This window comes from Streptomyces sp. DSM 40868, assembly GCF_011820545.1.
GTDB classification, from domain to species: Bacteria; Actinomycetota; Actinomycetes; order Streptomycetales; family Streptomycetaceae; genus Streptomyces; species Streptomyces eurythermus.
Genome location: NZ_CP050504.1, coordinates 490,236 through 507,771, shown reverse-complemented (window position 1 = coordinate 507,771; position 17,536 = coordinate 490,236). Strand labels below are relative to the sequence as shown.

General features: G+C 71.5%; 12 protein-coding genes. All 12 read left to right on the top strand.

Annotated elements, in window-relative coordinates:
• Positions 1 to 10 precede the first annotated feature (10 nt).
• The gene (locus HB370_RS02320; RefSeq protein ID WP_037700269.1) at positions 11 to 1,195 is read left to right on the top strand and encodes a Gfo/Idh/MocA family oxidoreductase; all 1,185 of its coding nucleotides are present in this window, start codon (positions 11 to 13) and stop codon (positions 1,193 to 1,195) included.
• A gap of 63 nt (positions 1,196 to 1,258) precedes the next feature.
• Positions 1,259 to 1,798 (top strand): VOC family protein, encoded by a 540-nt coding sequence (locus tag HB370_RS02315; protein ID WP_030776668.1) that lies wholly within the window; start codon positions 1,259 to 1,261, stop codon positions 1,796 to 1,798.
• A gap of 640 nt (positions 1,799 to 2,438) precedes the next feature.
• Positions 2,439 to 4,298 carry a phage tail sheath subtilisin-like domain-containing protein gene (locus HB370_RS02310; RefSeq protein WP_030776671.1) on the top strand — a complete coding sequence of 620 codons (1,860 nt, stop codon included), beginning with the start codon at positions 2,439 to 2,441 and terminating at the stop codon, positions 4,296 to 4,298.
• Positions 4,299 to 4,332: 34 nt separating this feature from the next.
• Positions 4,333 to 4,857 carry a phage tail protein gene (locus HB370_RS02305; protein ID WP_030776674.1) on the top strand — a complete coding sequence of 175 codons (525 nt, stop codon included), beginning with the start codon at positions 4,333 to 4,335 and terminating at the stop codon, positions 4,855 to 4,857.
• A gap of 39 nt (positions 4,858 to 4,896) precedes the next feature.
• Entirely contained in the window at positions 4,897 to 5,625 is a 729-nt protein-coding gene (locus tag HB370_RS02300; RefSeq protein WP_030776676.1) for a hypothetical protein, read from the top strand.
• Complete coding sequence (locus HB370_RS02295; RefSeq protein WP_030776678.1) at positions 5,618 to 6,361, top strand: hypothetical protein; 744 nt, start codon at positions 5,618 to 5,620, stop codon at positions 6,359 to 6,361. The genes HB370_RS02300 and HB370_RS02295 overlap by 8 nt, the downstream gene beginning before the upstream one ends.
• A gap of 136 nt (positions 6,362 to 6,497) precedes the next feature.
• Positions 6,498 to 7,415: a DUF4255 domain-containing protein gene (locus HB370_RS02290; protein WP_030776680.1), complete on the top strand. Its 918-nt coding sequence runs from the start codon at positions 6,498 to 6,500 to the stop codon at positions 7,413 to 7,415.
• 37 nt (positions 7,416 to 7,452) lie between these two features.
• The gene (locus tag HB370_RS02285) at positions 7,453 to 9,438 is read left to right on the top strand and encodes an ATP-binding protein (protein WP_030776681.1); all 1,986 of its coding nucleotides are present in this window, start codon (positions 7,453 to 7,455) and stop codon (positions 9,436 to 9,438) included.
• A complete protein-coding gene (locus HB370_RS02280; RefSeq protein WP_030776683.1) occupies positions 9,429 to 9,713 on the top strand; it encodes a hypothetical protein in 285 nt (94 codons plus the stop codon). The genes HB370_RS02285 and HB370_RS02280 overlap by 10 nt, the downstream gene beginning before the upstream one ends.
• Complete coding sequence (locus HB370_RS02275) at positions 9,710 to 16,312, top strand: DUF4157 domain-containing protein (protein WP_051815281.1); 6,603 nt, start codon at positions 9,710 to 9,712, stop codon at positions 16,310 to 16,312. The genes HB370_RS02280 and HB370_RS02275 overlap by 4 nt, the downstream gene beginning before the upstream one ends.
• Complete coding sequence (locus tag HB370_RS02270) at positions 16,309 to 16,851, top strand: SUKH-4 family immunity protein (protein WP_030776686.1); 543 nt, start codon at positions 16,309 to 16,311, stop codon at positions 16,849 to 16,851. Before HB370_RS02275 ends, HB370_RS02270 begins: the two co-directional genes overlap by 4 nt.
• Complete coding sequence (locus tag HB370_RS02265; RefSeq protein ID WP_030776688.1) at positions 16,848 to 17,534, top strand: hypothetical protein; 687 nt, start codon at positions 16,848 to 16,850, stop codon at positions 17,532 to 17,534. Before HB370_RS02270 ends, HB370_RS02265 begins: the two co-directional genes overlap by 4 nt.
• Positions 17,535 to 17,536 lie beyond the last annotated feature (2 nt).

The following is a 17,536-nucleotide window of genomic DNA, read 5'->3' as shown; positions in this document are numbered from 1 at the left end:
CGGAGGAGCAATGCCCACTTCCATGGGCGGGGGCAAGCGGGTAGGCGTGGCCTTCCTCGGTTGCGGTTATGCCGCCGACTTCTACGGCCCCACGCTGCCCAACTATCCGGAAATCAGCCTCATAGGCGCTTATGACCCCGAAGAGGAGCGAGCGAAAACTTTCGTCGCGGAGTACGGCGGGCGGTTATTCGGCAGCATGGAGGAGGTGCTCGCCGATCCCGAGGTGCGGATCGTCGTGAACCTCACCCCGACCGCCCGGCACTACACGGTGAACCGGGCCGCCCTGTCGGCCGGGAAGCACGTGTACTGCGAGAAGCCCATGACCACGAACATGGCGGAAGCGAGGGAACTCGCGTCGCTCGCCGCGCAGCGCGGGCTTCTGCTGTGCAGCGCGCCGGCCACGGTGTTCAGCCGGTCGGCGCAGACCCTCGTCCGGGCCGTCCACGACGGAGTGGTGGGCACACCGCGGCTCGCCTACGCCTCCCTCGACATGGGACCGCTCGCGTTCATGGCCTACCGCGACTGGCGCAGCAAGCGCGGGGTCCCCTGGCCGTACCGTGAGGAGGTCGCCAACGGCTGCGTGCTGGAACACGCCGGTTACCTCCTCACCTGGCTGACCGCCATGTTCGGCCCCGTGGTGCGCATGTCCGGCCACACCGTCACTCCCTTCGCGGACCAGTGGGAGGGCGTCGTCGCCGACGTGGCGCCCGAGACCTCGTTCGGCGCGCTGCGCTTCGCCGACGGGACCGTGTGCCGCCTCACGATCGGCTGGGCGGCACCCGCCGACAAGTCCCTGCTCGTCGTGGGCGACGAGGGCGTACTGTCCGTCGACGACGTGTGGCAGGCGTCGAGCCCGGTCACGCTGCGCCGCCGGGTGCGGACGACCGGCAGGGACACCGGGTACCTGGCCGAGCCCGAGCGGCTCCCCTTCGTCCTGCCCCCGCTGGAGCACGGATACGACGACGAGGCGCACGACCTGACGGTCGGCGCGGGCATCGCCGACCTCGCCCGGGCGGTGCTGACGGGAGACCGGCCGCCGCTCGGCGCGGAGTTCTCCCTGCACATCCTCGACGTCAGCCTCCGCTTCGCCACGGCCGCGACCGCGGACGAGCACATCGACGTACCGGCTCCCTCCGCGACCCGCCTGTGGGGCGACCGCTACCGGCACCCCGCGGAGTTCTCCGCGCTGGCCTGACCACACCCACCCGCCCCCTCTTCGACGGCCACCCGCCGGCCGGACCGCACAACGGAGGAAACCGTGTACGGCAAGACCCGAGGAATTCCCGGATCGTCAGGCGTCCACCACGTCGCCTACACCGTTCCAGACCTGGACCAGGCCGTCGCGTTCTTCGTCGACGTGCTCGGCGCGGAACTCGCCTACCGTCTGGGGCCGGTGGAATTCCCGGACAGCGACTGGATGGAGAGATACCTCGGCGTCGACCGGAAGGCGGCGATGGACCTGGCCATGCTCAGGCTCGGCCCGGTGACCAACCTGGAGCTCTTCCAGTACTCCGCCCCCGACCAGCGAAGGGAGATGCCGCGCAACAGCGACTGGGGCGGCCACCATCTGGCCTTCCACGTCGAGGACATGGACGAGGCGGTGGCCTATCTGCGGGCTCAGCCCGGTGTGCGGATACTGGGCGAGCCGCAGCCCCTGGAGGCCGGGTCGACCAGAGGCGACAGCTGGGTGTATTTCCTTTCTCCCTGGGGAATGCAGCTCGAACTCATCAGAATGCCTCCGGGAATGTCCTACGAGAGGGAGACCGCGACCCGCCTCTATCAGCCTGGCGGGCGTTGATCTCCTCTGTCACGCAGCCGCCGGGCGCCGGGATCCGGGTCGCCGGTGATCCGTGGGGAGGCGTAGCGGGCACGCGGGCGGCCGGCACCGGCCGCCTCGCCGACCTCCCGCACCGCGGCCCCGGCCCCCGGCGCCCGTGCCCCGGCTCGGCGGACCTTTCGTCCGCGCCGCTGGAAACATCGGAACCCGCCACCACAGAATGCGCGCGTGGCGGAATCAAGGATCTTTCCGCACACGGTTGGAAGCACGCCGGAATATGATCTTCATATCCCCGCGGCATTGTCTGTGAAGATCCTTCGAGCCTGTTGTCGATGACATGCGGGCGTAGTGCGAGAATACCGGGTGTTTACGTTCACGAAACTTTCCTTTGGGGTGGCCGGAACGCGCCTTGATGCCCGAACTGTGCGTGCCCCAAGGTTGATTCGTCTACGAGCATCAGGAGTCACAAGCGTTGCTTTCCCCGGCCGGCCGGCCGCCGACGGGGAACTGGCGGGGGAAATCGAATGCGTGTGCACGCCCAGCGTTGACCGGCCGGTTACGTGAGGTCGTCCGCCGCGCCGGAACGGAACCTGTCTCTTTGCCGCCTGCCTCTTGGTGCCATTGCCCGGTGCCCGAGACAGGGGCAGGAGGGGGAAAGCCGATGAGCTCGGTGAGCGCCGCCAAACCGACCTATCCCGGCGTCTACGTCGAAGAGCTTCCCAGCAGCACCCGCACCATCTCGACCCTGACCACGTCGGTGACCGCGTTCGTCGGCCACACCCGGCGCGGTCCGCTCAACGAGCCGGTGCGCGTCACCAGCTTCGCGGAATACGAGCGCCGCTTCGGCGGCCTCAGCGCGCGCAGTGCGGTCGGCTACGCGGTCCACCAGTTCTTCGGCAACGGCGGCACCGTCGCCGTCGTCGTCCGTGTCGCCAAGGCCCGCAGCGGAAAGGCCGCCCGCGTCACCCTGAAGTCCACCGAGGGACACAGCGACAGCGACGTCCTGGAGGTGCACGCCAAGGAGCCCGGCGCATGGGGAAACGGCCTGCGCCTGGCCGTCGACCACGACACCCCCCACCCCGACGACACCTTCAACCTGCGCGTACACGACGCCCGGGGCCAGGCCCGCGAGAGCTTCACCGGCCTGTCCATGGACCCGGCCAGCGGCCGCCACGCCCCCACCGTCGTCAACGCCGGCTCCCGGCTGATCCGCGTCCACGCGGTCGGCGAGGGCCGCCCCGACCCCTCCGGCACCGTCTCCAAGCCGTTCGGCCACCGCCTGCCCGACCTCGCCGTCGACCTGACCGTCAAGATCGGCGAGGTGCAGCGCGAGTTCACCCTCTACGATCCCGACTGCGACGGCGAGGCGCCGTGCTCCGTCGCCGAGCTGGCGCTGCTGCTCGAACGCAAGCTGCGCGCCCTGCCCGACGCTCCCGGCAAGCACGCCTTCGCCGGCACCGAGGTCACCGTCCTCGGCCGCCGCCTCCAGGTCGTCGCCGGCTCCACCGACCCCGAGGACGTCGTCCGCTTCGTCGGCGAATGCGCCAACGACCTCGGCCTGGAGGCATCCGTCAACCCGCCCGTCTTCCCACTGACCGGCGGTGAGGACGGCAAGGCGCCCGGCCCGGGCGACCTGATCGGCTCCGAGGCCGCCAAGACCGGCATCCAGGCGCTCCGCCAGGTGGCCGACGTCAACCTCCTCGTGCTGCCCGAACTCGCCGCGTACGAGAAGACCGAGGACATCCTCACCGTCGTCTCGGCCGCCCAGCGACTGTGCGCCGAGCGGCGGATCTTCCTGCTGGTCGACGCCCCCTCCACCTGGGGCGGCGCCGACACGGCACGCGCCGGGGCCGCCGCCTTCGACGCGGTCCGCGGCAGCCACGCCGCCCTGTACTTCCCGCACCTCCAGCTCACCGACCCGCTCACCGGACGGCTGCGCGCCTTCCCGCCCTCCGGCGCGATCGCTGGCGTCATCGCGCGCACCGACGCCGAGCGCGGCGTGTGGAAGGCCCCGGCCGGCACCGAGGCACGGCTGGCGGGCGTGCACTCCCTCACCGTCGACCTCACCGACCGGGAGACCGGGCTGCTCAACCCGCTCGGCGTCAACTGCCTGCGCACGTTCCCGCTGACCGGCCCGACCGTCTGGGGCGCCCGCACTCTGGAGGGCACCGACGCGCTGGACGGCGAGTGGAAGTACGTGCCCGTACGACGGCTCGCCCTGCACGTCGAGGAGAGCCTCCAACGCGGCCTGCAATGGGTGGTGTTCGAGCCCAACGACGAGAACCTGTGGCAGCAGATCCGGCTCGCCGCCTCCTCGTACCTGCACACCCTCTTCCGGCAGGGCGCGTTCAAGGGCGGCACCCCGCGCGAGGCCTACTTCGTCAAGTGCGACAGCGACACCACCACCGACGAGGACGTCGCGAACGGCGTCGTGAACGTCCTGGTCGGCATCGCACCGGTCCGCCCCGCCGAGTTCGTGATCGTGAAGATCCAGCAGACGTCCGGCCAGTTCGAGCTGTAGTCCCGCGGGAATTCCGGAGAGCCGAAGGAATCCGATGGCAGAGTTCACCGTCAACGCCCATCGTTTCGACCCCTACAAGAACTTCAAGTTCCTGGTCCTGTGGGACGGTCGTACGGTCGCCGGCATCAGCAAGATCAGCCCGCTCAAGCGCACCACCGAGGTCGTCAAGCACCGTCACGGCGGCGACCCCAGCTCCCCGCGCAAATCGCCGGGACGCTCCGAGTTCGACGGCATCACCCTGGAGCGGGGTGTCACCCACGACCCCGAGTTCGACCGCTGGGCCAACAAGGTCTGGCAGGTCGGCGCGGGCCTCGGCTCGGAGGTCTCCCTGGCCGACTTCCGCAAGGACATCGTCATCCAGGTCCTCAACGAGGCCGGACAGGTCGCCGTCTCGCACAAGCTGTACCGGACCTGGCCCAGCGAGTACCAGGTCCTCGGCGAACTCGACGCCAACGCCAACGCGGTGGCCATCCAGTCGCTGAAACTCGAATGCGAGGGCTGGGAACGGGACTACGAGGTGCCCGAACCCGAGGAACCCTCCTTCCTCAACCCGGCCTGACGCAAGGCGCGGTGAGACGAGAGGATGCGGGGGGATCGGATGGCGGACACCGGAGCGGCCGCGCTGCTGGCCACCTGGGAGGCGGGGCTCACCGAGGCGCCCGCCGGGCGCGCCCTGCTGCTGCACGGCACGGCACGCCCGGACCTCGACGCCACGGCGCTGCCCGCCGTACCGCTCGGCGAGCGCGAGGGCGACCTGCTCGCCCTGCGCCGCGCCCTGTTCGGTGAACGGATGCAGGTGCGGCTGGACTGCCGAGCCTGCGGCGCGGACATGGAATTCGAACTGGACGCCGGGGAGTTCGCCCGGTCCCTGGACCGGCCCGCGCGGCAGGTCGTGCGGCTGACGGAGGACGGCTGGGACATCGCCTTCCGGCTGCCCGCCGCGGCCGATCTCGCGGCCGCCGCCCGCGCCGCCGACCCGCGCACCGCGCTGCTCGCACGCTGCCTGGTCTCGGCGGCCCACGACGGGGCGCCCCGCACCGCCGGCTCCCTCCCGCCACCGGTGCAGCGGCGCATCGCCGAGGCCGTCGAGGCCGCCGACCCCGGCGCCGACATCACGCTCAACGTCGGCTGCCCCGAGTGCGCCACCACCACCCGGGCCGAACTCGACATCGCCTCCTACCTGTGGACCGAACTCGACTCCTGGGCGAGGGACACGCTCCTCGACGTCCATCTGCTGGCCACCGCCTACGGCTGGAGCGAGCCGGAGATCCTGGCCCTGAGCCCGCTGCGCCGCCGTTACTACCTGGAGCTGTGTGCGGATGTCTGACTCCTCCGTGACCGACCCCACCGGGGCGCCCGACTTCCTCGACCGGCTGATCGCCCGGCACACCGCCACCGCACCGGACACGGTCCGGGTACGGCCGCGGCTGCCCGGCCCGTTCGAACGCGTCGAGGCCGTCCGGCCCCGCACCCCGGAGCCGGACCCCGCGGACAGCACCTGGCCGGCCACCACCCCCTCGGCCGCGCCCGAGCGCGACGGCCCCCGGCCCGCCACCGAGATCCACCACCACACGGAACACCAACGGACCGTCGTCCGCACCGAACCGGCCCTCACCGAAAACGAGCCGGGCAAGGCGACCGCGGCCGCCTGGCCCGAGGCGCGGCTGCTGCGCCCCGCCGGCCCCCTGACGGCCGGACCCCGCCCGGCGCCCCGCACCACCGCGCGCGGCACCGGACGACCGGACCCGGAGACGGACGCGGACCGGACCGCGGCATCCGCCCCCGCCCCCCTGGGGACGGGCGCCGCCCCCACCGCCGTCGTGCCCACGGCGGCGCGCCCCGGCGCGGCGGACACGACGGCGGCCCGCACGGCGGTACGGCAGTCCGCCGGGCGCCGCGCCGGCCGGGCGCCCGAGCAGGTCGTGCGGGTACAGATCGGCCGGCTCGAGGTGACGGCCGCCCAGCCACCCGCCCGCACCGGTCCCCGGCCGGGCACCCGCCCCGCCGAACGACCCGGCACGACCCTCAGCCTGGCCGACTACCTGGCCCGGGAGCGCGAGTGAGCACCGGCCGGGGCAGCGAGCGGCAGGCAGCGGGCCAGGGGACATCGGTGGACGAAGGAGTGCCGGTGAGCGGTGCCGCCGGTGAACCCCGGGACGCGAGGGAGCCGTACGACGACAGGGACGGGGAACCGACGTCATGAGCAACGCACTCGCCATCGCCCATGTCAGCCAGGCCCTCGCCCTGCTGATCGAGTCCCACCTCCAGCCGGAGATCGACATGGCCGTCAAGGTGGAGCCGCGCAAGCCGCCCACCGAGCCGCCGGCCGAACCCACCATCTCCGTCTTCCTCTACCAGGTCACCCCCAACTCCTCGCGACGCAACGACGACCTGCCCACCCGGGCCCCCGACGGCACGCTCACGCGCCGGGCGCGGGCGGCACTCGACCTCAACTACGTGATCAGCGCGTACGGCGACGAGACCGAACTCGTCGGGCAACGGCTGCTCGGCTCGGTCGTGCGCACCCTGCACGAGATCCCGGTCCTCCCCAAGGACATCATCGAACTCGCGGGGGAAAAGCCCTACTTGGCGGGCAGCGACCTCGCGGAGACGGCGCAGCGCGTGCGGTTCACACCGAACGTGATGGACGTCGACGAGACCTCCAAGCTGTGGGGGATGCTCTACCAGACCCCCTACGCCCTCTCCGTCGTCTACCAGGCATCCCTGATCTTCATCGACGGCCAGGAGACCCCGGTGCCGGCCAAGCCGGTCGAGCGGCCGGAGGTACGCGTGCTGCCGTACGGCGCCCCGGGGGCGCCGGTGCCGCCCGGGACGGGAGCGGGTGGCAGTCCCGGGGAGGACCGGGCAGAAGCGGCGGGCACCCGGCCGGCGAACGGGGGCCGGACCGCAACGCAGGGCGCCGCCGCGCCGGCGAAGGCGGCCGAGCCCGGGACGAGAAGCCCGGCGAAGACCCCCGCCAAGGCTCCCGCGAAGGCCGTTGCCAAGACGCCCGCGCGCGCCCGCAAGGGCACGTCCGGAGCGGCCAAGGCGGCACGGCCGCCCGCGCGCGGGAGGAACCGCGACGCGGACGGAACCGAGCACACCGACCACGACTGATCCGGCACGGACGAACCCGACGGGGGCAGGTGAACACATGGGAGACGACAAGGAGCCGACGACGGGCGGCGGCACCGCGCTGACCGCCGGGATCAGGCGTGTCCTGGCCCGCGTCGACGCTCACGCCGCCCGCACCGGCCAGGGCCCCTCCACCGAGGAACAGGCCGGCCCTGGCACCACCCTCACCCCCGAGCCCGCCCCGGCCCCGACTTCCGCCCTCGCCACCCCGCTCGACGCCCTCGTCGCCCTCTTCGGACTCACCCCCTTCGAACGCGACCTGGTCCTGCTCACCGCCGCCGACGAACTCGACCCCACCACCGGCGCGCGGTGCGCCGCGGCCGCGGGCGACCCCCGGCGCGCGTACCCCACCTTCTCCCTCGCCCTGGCCGCGCTCGGCGAACCGCACTGGAGCGCCCTCACCCCCGTGGCACCGCTGCGCCGCTGGCGGATCGTGGAACTGGAGGACGAGACCCGGCTGACCGTCTCCCGGATCCGGCTGGACGAACGCGTCCTGCACTTCCTGCTCGACTCGCCCTACCTCGACGCCCGGCTGCACGGCAGACTCCGCCGCACCACCCCACCGGCCACGCTCCCGCCGTCGTACGACCTCGCCGCGAGCCGGCTCGCCGAGGGCTGGCGGGAGGACGGCCGAGGCCCCGACGCGCCACCCGTGGTCGAGGTGACCGGCGGCGATCCGCGCAGCCGCGCCGAGCTCGCGGCCACCGCGGCCGCCCGCTGCGGGCTGGGGCTGTACGCGATGAGCGCCGAGGACCTGCCGGCCGACCCCGCCGAGCGCGACCGGCTGGCCCGGTTGTGGCAGCGCGAGGCCATCCTGCTGCCCGCCGCCCTGCTGGTGGAGGCCGGCGACCTGGACCGCGAACAGCGCGCGGCCACCGAGGCGTTCCTCGCCGGGGCCGCCGTACCCGTCGTCGTCTCCAGCCAGGACCCGCTGCCCGCAGGGCGTCCGCCCGGCACCCGCGTGGCCGTGCCGCGCCTGGGCGACGACGAACAACTCGCCCTCTGGGCCGACGCTTTCACAGGTGTGGCCGACCTGGCCGACGGCGAACTGCGCTCCCTGGTCGCCCAGTTCCAGCTGCCACCGCACGTGATCCGCTCCACCGCGGCCGCCGTGGGCCACCGACTGCCGTACGAGGAAGAGGCGGACGCCGCCGAACTCGCCTGGCGCGCCGGACTGGAGGAAGCCCGCGTCGGCATGGACGAACTCGGCCGCCGGACAGAACCCCGGGCCGGCTGGCACGACCTCGTGCTGCACGACCGCCAGACCGCTGTGCTCCGCGAGATCGTCGCGCATGTACGCCGACGGCCGACCGTCCTGCAGGAATGGGGATTCGCCGCCACCCTGCGCCGGGGGCTCGGCGTCACCGCCCTGTTCGCGGGCGGCTCCGGCACGGGCAAGACACTCGCCGCCGAGGTCATCGCCAACGAACTCGGCCTGGACCTGTTCGTCGTGGACCTCTCCCAGGTGGTGAGCAAGTACATCGGCGAGACCGAGAAGAACCTGCGCCGCGTCTTCGACGCCGCCGAACGCGGCGGCGCCCTGCTGCTGTTCGACGAGGCCGACGCCCTGTTCGGCAAGCGCAGCGAGGTCAAGGACAGCCACGACCGGTACGCCAACCTGGAGGTCAGCTATCTGCTGATGCGGATGGAGGCATATCGGGGCCTCGCCATCCTCACCACCAACATGAAGCAGGCCCTCGACACGGCCTTCCTGCGCCGCATCCGCTTCGTGGTCGACTTCCCCTTCCCCGCCGAGCACGAACGCGCCGAGATCTGGCGCCGCGTGCTGCCGCCGCAGGCCCCGCTGAAGGACATCGACCCGGAGCTGCTGGCCCGGCTCACCGTCGCGGGCGGCTCCATCCGCAACATCGCCCTGTCCGGGGCGTTCCTCGCCGCAGAGGAGGGCGACCGGTTGCGGATGCGGCACATGCTCGCCGCCGCCCGCACCGAATACCTCAAGCTGGAGCGCTCACTGACCCCCGCGGAGGTGCGCGGATGGGTGTGAACAGGCGGCCCTCGGCGATCCGCGTGGAGATCGGCGCACTGGTCCTCGACGGCTTCCACGCCGACCCGGCCCACGTCTCGGCCGCCTTCGAACGCGAACTCGCCCGCCTCGTACGGCAGCACGGCGTGCCGTTGGCGGCGAACGGCGCAGTGACCGTGACGGCGCTCACCGGCCTGCCCCCGCTGCCCGCCGGACTGTCGGCCCGCCGCCTCGGCCAGGAGCTGGCCCGCGCGGTCCATGAAGGGCTCAGCGGCCACGGGGAGGTGACCCCATGACCGCCAGGGCCCAGGACACGGCCGCCCGGGAGACGCCCGAGCAGCGTCGGCGCAAACGCAGGGAACGCGCCGCCAAGTCCCGCACGCCCGAACCGAAGAACATCGTCAGCGGCGCCGGACAGCCCCTCGACCCCGGCCTGCGCAGGGAGCTGGAGGAACAGCTCGGCCACGACCTCGGCCGCGTCCGCCTGCACACCGACCGCGACGCCGGCCGCCTCACCGAGCTGCTCGGCGCCGACGCCGTCGCCGTCGGCCAGGACATCCTCTTCCGCGCCGGCGCCTTCCGGCCCGGCACCGACGAAGGCCGCCGCCTCCTCGCCCACGAACTGCTGCACTCCGTCCAGAACCCGCACGGCCTCGGCACCTTGCGGGCGGGCCGTGAACCGGGTGCCGTCAGCCTGCCCCAGCAGTCCATCGAACGCGAGGCCGAGTCCGCCGCCCAGGACCTCGTACGCCCCTCGACCGGGCAAACCGGGCCCCGGGTCACCGAGAACCAGTCCACACCCGGCTGGCTCCGCTACGCCACCGTGCACGCCGACCGCGGCCGGGCCGAGGCCATGGACCCGGCGACCCTGCTCGACCGGCTCGCCAACTCGGTCGTACGGTCCCTGCGGGGCGACCCGGAGGACCTGTCCGGGCGCACCCGCAAGCAACTCGCGCTCCTTCCGGAGGAGTTGCTCGACGGCGTTCTGGTCCGCCTGGAGAACCGTCTGCTGGCCCCGGAGCACGACCGGGTGCTCGACCTCGTCGAGGAGACGGGGGCGTACGACGACCACGCCCAGGACCTGGAGGTCAACGCGCACGACGCGCCCGGGATCGAACCGGACGTCGCCGAACAGGTGCGCACCGAGCGGGAGAAGGCCCTTCGGGCACAGGAACAGCGGCGTGCCGAGGCGGAACGGCCGGGCATCGCACCGGGACCGGAGAAGGAACGGGCCGACGACCAGGGCGCGGCCGGCAGTACCCCCCAGAACGGCGGTACGCCCGAGCACGGGAGCACGCCCCAGGGCGGGGACGCGCCGCACGGGAGGCGGAAGCAGACGCCCGGGTCACGCGGACCGGCGCAGGGCCCGGCACCGGCGGCGGGCACGGCGGCGTCCACTGACGGACAGGAGCAGGCCGCGCCGGCCGCCGTCTCCGGAGCGGCACCGGGCGGCGGACGGCGAAGCGACACGGAGACGACGCCGACGGCGGAGCGGGAAGCGAGCGGGAAGGCCGGGGAGGACGGCAGGGGAGGGAGCGGGAAGGCCGGCGAGGAGGGCCGGGAGCAGACCGAGGAGACGCGGACTCCCGCCGCGAGCAAGGAGGAGTCCGCGGCGCGGAACCGCCCGGGTGCGGCCGAGGCCGCCGTCGCCGGACAGCAGCTGCGGCAACAGGACAAGGGCGGGCAGAAGAAGCCCGCCGGCTCGCCGGCTCCGGGCACGGACCCCCGGCTCCCGGGGCCGTTCAGCACCCTTGAGGGCAGACGCGCCCAGGACGTCGACGGCCTTGAGGAGAACACCGACGAAGACCCCTTCGGCTCCGGCAGCGAGTCCGAGGTCGACGTCGGGGGCGGGGAGCCGAGCGCCTGGGACGTCAAACTCCGGCCAGAGGACTTCCTGCCGGCGCAGGACCTCGACGTGTCCGCCGTACCGACGGCGGACACCCTCGACCCCGGCGCGTCCGCGTCGTCATCGGTCCCGTCCTTCCCCGCCCCGCCGCCCACCAAGGCGGACCAGGTACAGGCCGAGCGCGACGCGGAGGACGCGGAGGAGACACAGGACGGCCCGGAGGAGGAGACGGCCGCGACTGGCCCGGAGGACGAGCCCGGACCGTCCGCGCCGGAGACCGAGGGCGGTCCGGACGGCGCGGGACCGTCCGGACCCGCACTGGAACAGGCCACCGCGACCCCGCCCGCCCCCGGGACCCGTGACCCCAAGAGCGGAGACGACCCCAAGGCGGGCCCGGTCGCCGCGCAGACCACGGTGCAGCAGGCACCGGGCCGGGCCGACGGGGCCTCCGAGGGCGGCGGAGCGGCGGGGGAGACGGCCGCGAAGGAGGAGAAGGGCACCGCCGCCGCGGGCGACAAGGGGGCCGGCGGCCAGGAGAAGGAGTCCCCGAAGGCGACCGGCGGCCAGTCGGCGCAGAAGGACGCCGAGGCCGAGGAGGCGGGGGCGGGCGCCGGTTCGACCGGGGCCGCCGGACCGCGGACAGCGGGCGCGCAGGGCGCCGGGTCCCCGGAATCCGTGCCGACCGCGCCCGCCGGCGCCGCCGGGCCCAGGGAGCCGGGCACGTCGTCCGGGGCGGGCGAGACACCGGCCCCCGAGCCCCGTACGACACCGAGGTCCCGCACGGCGACGGGGGCACCGCGGCCCGCGCCCACCGCGAAGGCCGCGCCGGCGCCCGCGAGGACGGCCACGGAATCGCCCGCCGGGCCGGAGTCCGCGCCGGAGCCCGAGGCGGCGGGAGGGGGAGCCTCCCGGGGCGGTGGCGGTGGCGGTGGGGGTGGCGGTGGTGGTGCGAGCGCCGCCCCGGCCCGGCCCAAGGGCAAGAAGGACAGCGCGCCGGTACCCGACCTCTCCGGTGCGTCCCCCGAGGCGGGCCTGGCGACGGCCTCGAAACTCAAGCCGCACAAGGCACTTCAGGCCATGGGCGGGGTCGGCGGCGCGGTGGACCGCTCGGTCGGCGACGAGCACCAGGCCCTGGCCGCCGCGCCGCCCTCGATGCAGCGCCCGGCAGGCGCCCCGCGGACCCTGCGGGGCAAGCCGAGGACGGACGCCCCGGCGGAGTACTCCGAGGACAAGCCCCAGGAAGCCCAGGCGCCGGAGCAGAAGGACGCGGAGGTCACCGGCGCCCGGAAGCCCGAGGGTCAGATCGAGGCGGAGAAGGCCGAGGAGCCCGGCGGCTGGGACACCTTCAAGATGGCCCTCGGCTTCATCGGCGGCAAGATCGTGAACGGGGTCGCGAGCCTCTTCGGCGCCGACAAGCCGGTGGTGGATCCGCAGGCGCTGGCTGCGAAGTTCGCGGGGCTGCCGACGAAGGACGAGGCCCTCGAGCAGGCCCGCGCGGGCGACGCTCCGGGTGTCGGCATGACGGGCGCGGCCGAGCAGTCCGCCGGCGAGCAGGACGGCCACGTCGACGCCAAGGGGCAACAGACGATCGGCACCGCCCGGGACGACGCCGGCCGGCGGATGGGCGAGGACCAGGTCTACCCGGACGCGCCCAAGGAGACGATGACCGCCGAGGTCCCCGGCGCACGGGGTGGTCAGGGCGCGGCGGCCGCCGGTGGCGCGGCGACCGGTGCCGTACCCCCGGAGGCGGCCTCCGAGGTGGCGGAGCACGAGCGGGGCCCGCAGTTCCAGGCGGCGTTCACCGATGGCGCGAAGAGCATGTCCGAGGGCCGGCAGGCCAAGGACCGCGACGTCCGTGACGCCCAGGACCGGCACCGGCAGAAGGTCGACGCCGAGATCGCGGCGAACACCAAGGCGCAGGCCGCCGAGCGCGAGAAGGCCATGGGCGACGTCACCGCCCAGCGGGAGGACTGGCGCAAGGAGCAGGACGAGCAGCTCGAGTCCCTGGGCGACAAGAAGAGCGAGCGGCACGACAAGGTCCGCAAGGACGTCGCGGACAAGGAGAAGAAGACCGACGACGACGTCGACCACGAGAAGAAGGACAGCGACAAGAAGATCCAGGACGAGAGCGACAAGGCCGAACGCGAAGCGGACCAGAAGCGCGACGGCGCCGTCCAGGAGTCCGGCAACTGGGTCAGCAAGGCCTTCGACTGGATCAAGCAGAAGGTCATCGAGATCAAGAACGCGATCGTCCGGGTCATCCGGGCGGCCCGGGACGCGGTCGTCGGCTTCATCAAGAACTTCAAGGACACGGTCGAGCGCTGGATCAACGAGGCCCGCAAGAACATCGTCGACGCGATCAAGAACCTCATCAAGGACCTGATCGAGTTCGCGGTGGCGATGGTGCGGGCGGTGATCGAACTCGCCGCGAGGATCCGCAAGTTCGTCACCGACCTGATCGCGGCGGCGATCGCGCTGGTCAACCGGCTCGCCCAGGCGCTGAAGCAGGCCGTCTCCGACCTCCTCGACGCCATCGGCAAGCTGCTCGGCAGCCTCCTGGACAACCTGAGGAAGGCGCTCCAGACGGCGGTGAAGGCGGTCGTCGAGGCGGTGAAGGCGGTCCTGGAGTTCGCCTCGAAGCTCCTGAACGCGCTCGGCGCCTGGATGATGATCGCGGTCGACTTCCTCTCCGACCCGGGCGGCTGGCTCGGCGGCGCGAAGAACTCCGCGGTGGACGGCGCGAAGAACCATCTCTTCCGCGAGGTGTCCACGGCCGTCAAGGCATGGTTCCAGGAGAAGATCCAGGAGATCATCGGCGTCCCGAAGGCGATCATCGACAAGCTCGTCAGGGGCGGCTTCTCCCTCGACCGGATCGTCAAGGAGGCCTGGGACGCGGTCGTTCCTCAACTCCCCTTGATCATCGGTGAGTTGGTGATCACCAAGGTCGTCGCGAAGCTCATTCCCGGCGCCGGCTGGGTGATGGCGGTCATCGACGCGATCCGCACCGCCTGGGGCGCCCTCAGCGCCATCCTCAGCTCCCTCGACGCGGTCCTCACCTGGCTCAAGGCCGTCCGCACGGGCGGCGCCGGCATCCTCTTCGCCAAGGCCGTCGCCGCGGGTGTGGTCGCCCTCCTGGAGGTCCTCTATCAGGCCCTCCTCAGCGGGATCGGCAAGTACGTCGCCAAGGTGGGCCGCCGCCTGCGGGGTGTCGCGGCGAAACTCACCAACGACAAGTCGGGCAAGCCGGGGGAGCGGGGGCGCGCGGGAGCGGAGGAGACGGAGGGCCGGGGCCCGAAGAAGCCGAAGGACTATCAGCCCCCCGCCCGAAAGCCAGACTCGGACGCCAGGACCCCTGGTGCCGCCAAGACCCCTCGGCCCAAGGACGACCAGCCCGAGAAGCCCACGGCCAAGGACAGGAACGGCCGCCCGAAGGACCCCACCGAAAAGCCGGACACCAAACCCACTCCGTCCGCAAAGCCGAAACCCGGGCCGCAACCGCGTCCGAAGCCGAGGACCGAGCCCGAACCCGGACACCGGGACCCGAGCAGGCCCAAGACCGCGGATCAGGACACGCCGGACACGTCGGCGCCCCGGAGCAGGGACGGCAAGACCTCGGACAAGCCGACGGACCGAGACCCCGGCAAGCCGAACCGCTCGGACCGGGACGCCCCGGGCAGGCGCAAGCCTGACGCGGATGAGGAAGCCGCCAGGCGCGACTCCAGGGGCCAGGACGAGGGCGGCGGCGATCGGGCGCCGAAGGAGAGGGACAAGGACGGGAAGAAGCGGAGGCCTGGACACGAGTCGAAGGGGCCGAAGCGTAAACGGGAGAAGTACGAGGGCCGAGGCCCGAAGCAGAAGGACTCGGCCAAGAAGAAGCAGGACAAGAAGGATCAGCGCAAGAAGGAAGAGGACTCGAAGGACTCGAAGGACGAGCGGCTGCGGAAGATCGTCGCACGGTTGCGTCCCCGCATCGAGCGGATGACGGAGCGAGGCGTGAAGCAGTTCGTGTTCCGAACCGCTATCTCGGCGCTGCGCGTTTGGTATCGCCTGACCAGCCTCGATACAAGCACTGCAGCACCTGTTTCGATCACGGCCGTACTGAATCCGTCTGCCCGCGTCACCGAGGCCACTCGAGCGAAGCTCCGTCTGCTCGTGGAGGGAGATCCGGCACGGCAGCGTCGTCTGGAGGCGGCCCTCGGGATCGAGAGCTTCGAAGACTGGCTCCTGTTCAAGGGAAGTGAAAGCGAGAGAGATTTCATCAACAGAATGAGAAATCTCCTCAGGCGTTTGGACAAGCAAGAGCGAAAGAACCTTGCGAACGCGGAGCTGCAGCGGATCCGTGCGGCTGAAAGGGATGTGCAAAACGGCCTGGGTCAGGATATCGACGTCGAGGACGGAGAGTACGAGGACAGAGCGGAGACCCCGGCGCCCCAGACCGAGGAGTACAGGAACGCGTATCGCGAACTGCTGAACGATCAGTACTGGCAGAGTCAGAAGGAACGGCTCCGGTCCGGCCAGCCTGGTGAGCAGCCGGACCCGGCAGCCCGGAAGAAGGAAGCGACGATCCAGCTGAAGCACCACTACGACCTGGTAGGTTTCACCAGAAAGGCCCTGGCCATCAAGCGCGCCAGCGAGAACGCGACCACGTTCAGAAGGGAGGCGTCTCCTTCCTATCACAGCATCTTCGGCCGCAAGGAGAAGCTCGTGGATCACCTGCAGGCGCAGCAGGATGCCAGGCGGCTCGGTGCGATGACTTTTCATTTCAAGAAAATGGTGCGTCTCCGCGCCCGTGCCAGTACCGACAGCATGGAATTGAAGCGGCGCATCGACAAACGGATCGACAACATGGACGTGGATCACGTGGTCGATCTGCAGCTCGGTGGCCTGGATGATTACAAGAACTTCTACCTGCTCGACAAGCAGACGAACAGGGAGATGGGGACAGACCTCACGAATGAACTCAAGATCAATAACGTTACCGTGCCGGCCGGTACGGTGATCGTTATCGATGTGAACTGGAAGTCGGTTTCAGGGGAAGCGGGAAGATGATCACGCATCAGCAAATGGCGGAACTATACGGTGAGGGGAATCTAGTGAGGCCGTCCGAGGTGGAGATCGACCGCCTCGGTCTTCGCTCGGTGGATGCGCGCGTTCTGGGGGAGACGGGGATTCCTCGGTACAGTCCACCTTTCTTTTCCGCGCTGGTCGAAGGAGGCCCGGCTTTCCTGGAGGTGATCGACATCCCCCTTCCGGATGGCGGCAGCCATCGTGAGGTCATCATCGGAGGGCCGCCCGGAGATCCAGGATTCCGGTTTTCGGTGGATGCGCGCGAAGGGTTCGTCACGTTGGCACAGTTGCGAGGGACACCTCGCGCCGAAGTAGTCAATCGGGACCTCGAGGAATTCGTTGAGTTTCTCTATCTGATCGATCTCCATCAAAGCCGCGCGATGGGATCAGGAGACGCGGCGGGTGAGTTCGAGAAGCTTTCGCATCACTTGAGGAGTCTGAACCCCATCTCATTCGAACGGCCCGAAAACTGGTGGTCGATGGCGCTCGAGTATGTGGCGGGCGAGGAGGGCGAAGGATGACCCGCTACCCCGACATCCCCAAACCCATCCGCTCCGGCCTCGTCGTGGTCGACCCCGATCGCGGCACGCCGCAACGCGTCATCGTCCTCCAGTTCAACCCCGACACCCTGGAACGCAGCATCGCGCCCCAGTCCGCCGGGGACAGCGGGGACGCCGGTGGTGGGGGGACCGGCAGTGGGGACCGGAACGAGGCGTTGCGGTTGAAGGGGCCCGCGCAGGAGACGTGGAAGTTCACCGCCGAGATCGACGCCACCGATCAGCTGGAGATCGCCGCGCCGGACGGGATCCATCCGCAGCTCGCCGTGCTGGAGATGCTGGTGCAGCCGACCACCGCGCAATTACGCGCCGCGACCAGGCTGACGCAGAAGGGCAGTATCGAGATCAGCCCGATCGAGATGCCGTTGACACTGTTCACCTGGGGGAGCAAGCGGGTGATGCCGGTGCGGCTCACCGAACTCTCCGTCAACGAGTCGGCGTTCGACGTGCGCCTCAACCCGATCCGGGCCTCGCTGAGCATCGGGATGAAGATCCTGACCGTCAGCGACCTGCCGGCCGGACACAGGGGCGCGGATCTGTACATGGCCCACCTGGCGCAGAAGGAGCGGCTCGCGGCCGCCGCGCGCGGCGGTGGCCCAGGCGCGCCGGGCCTCGGCGGCGCCGGCCTCGTGACCGGAAGGGGATGAGG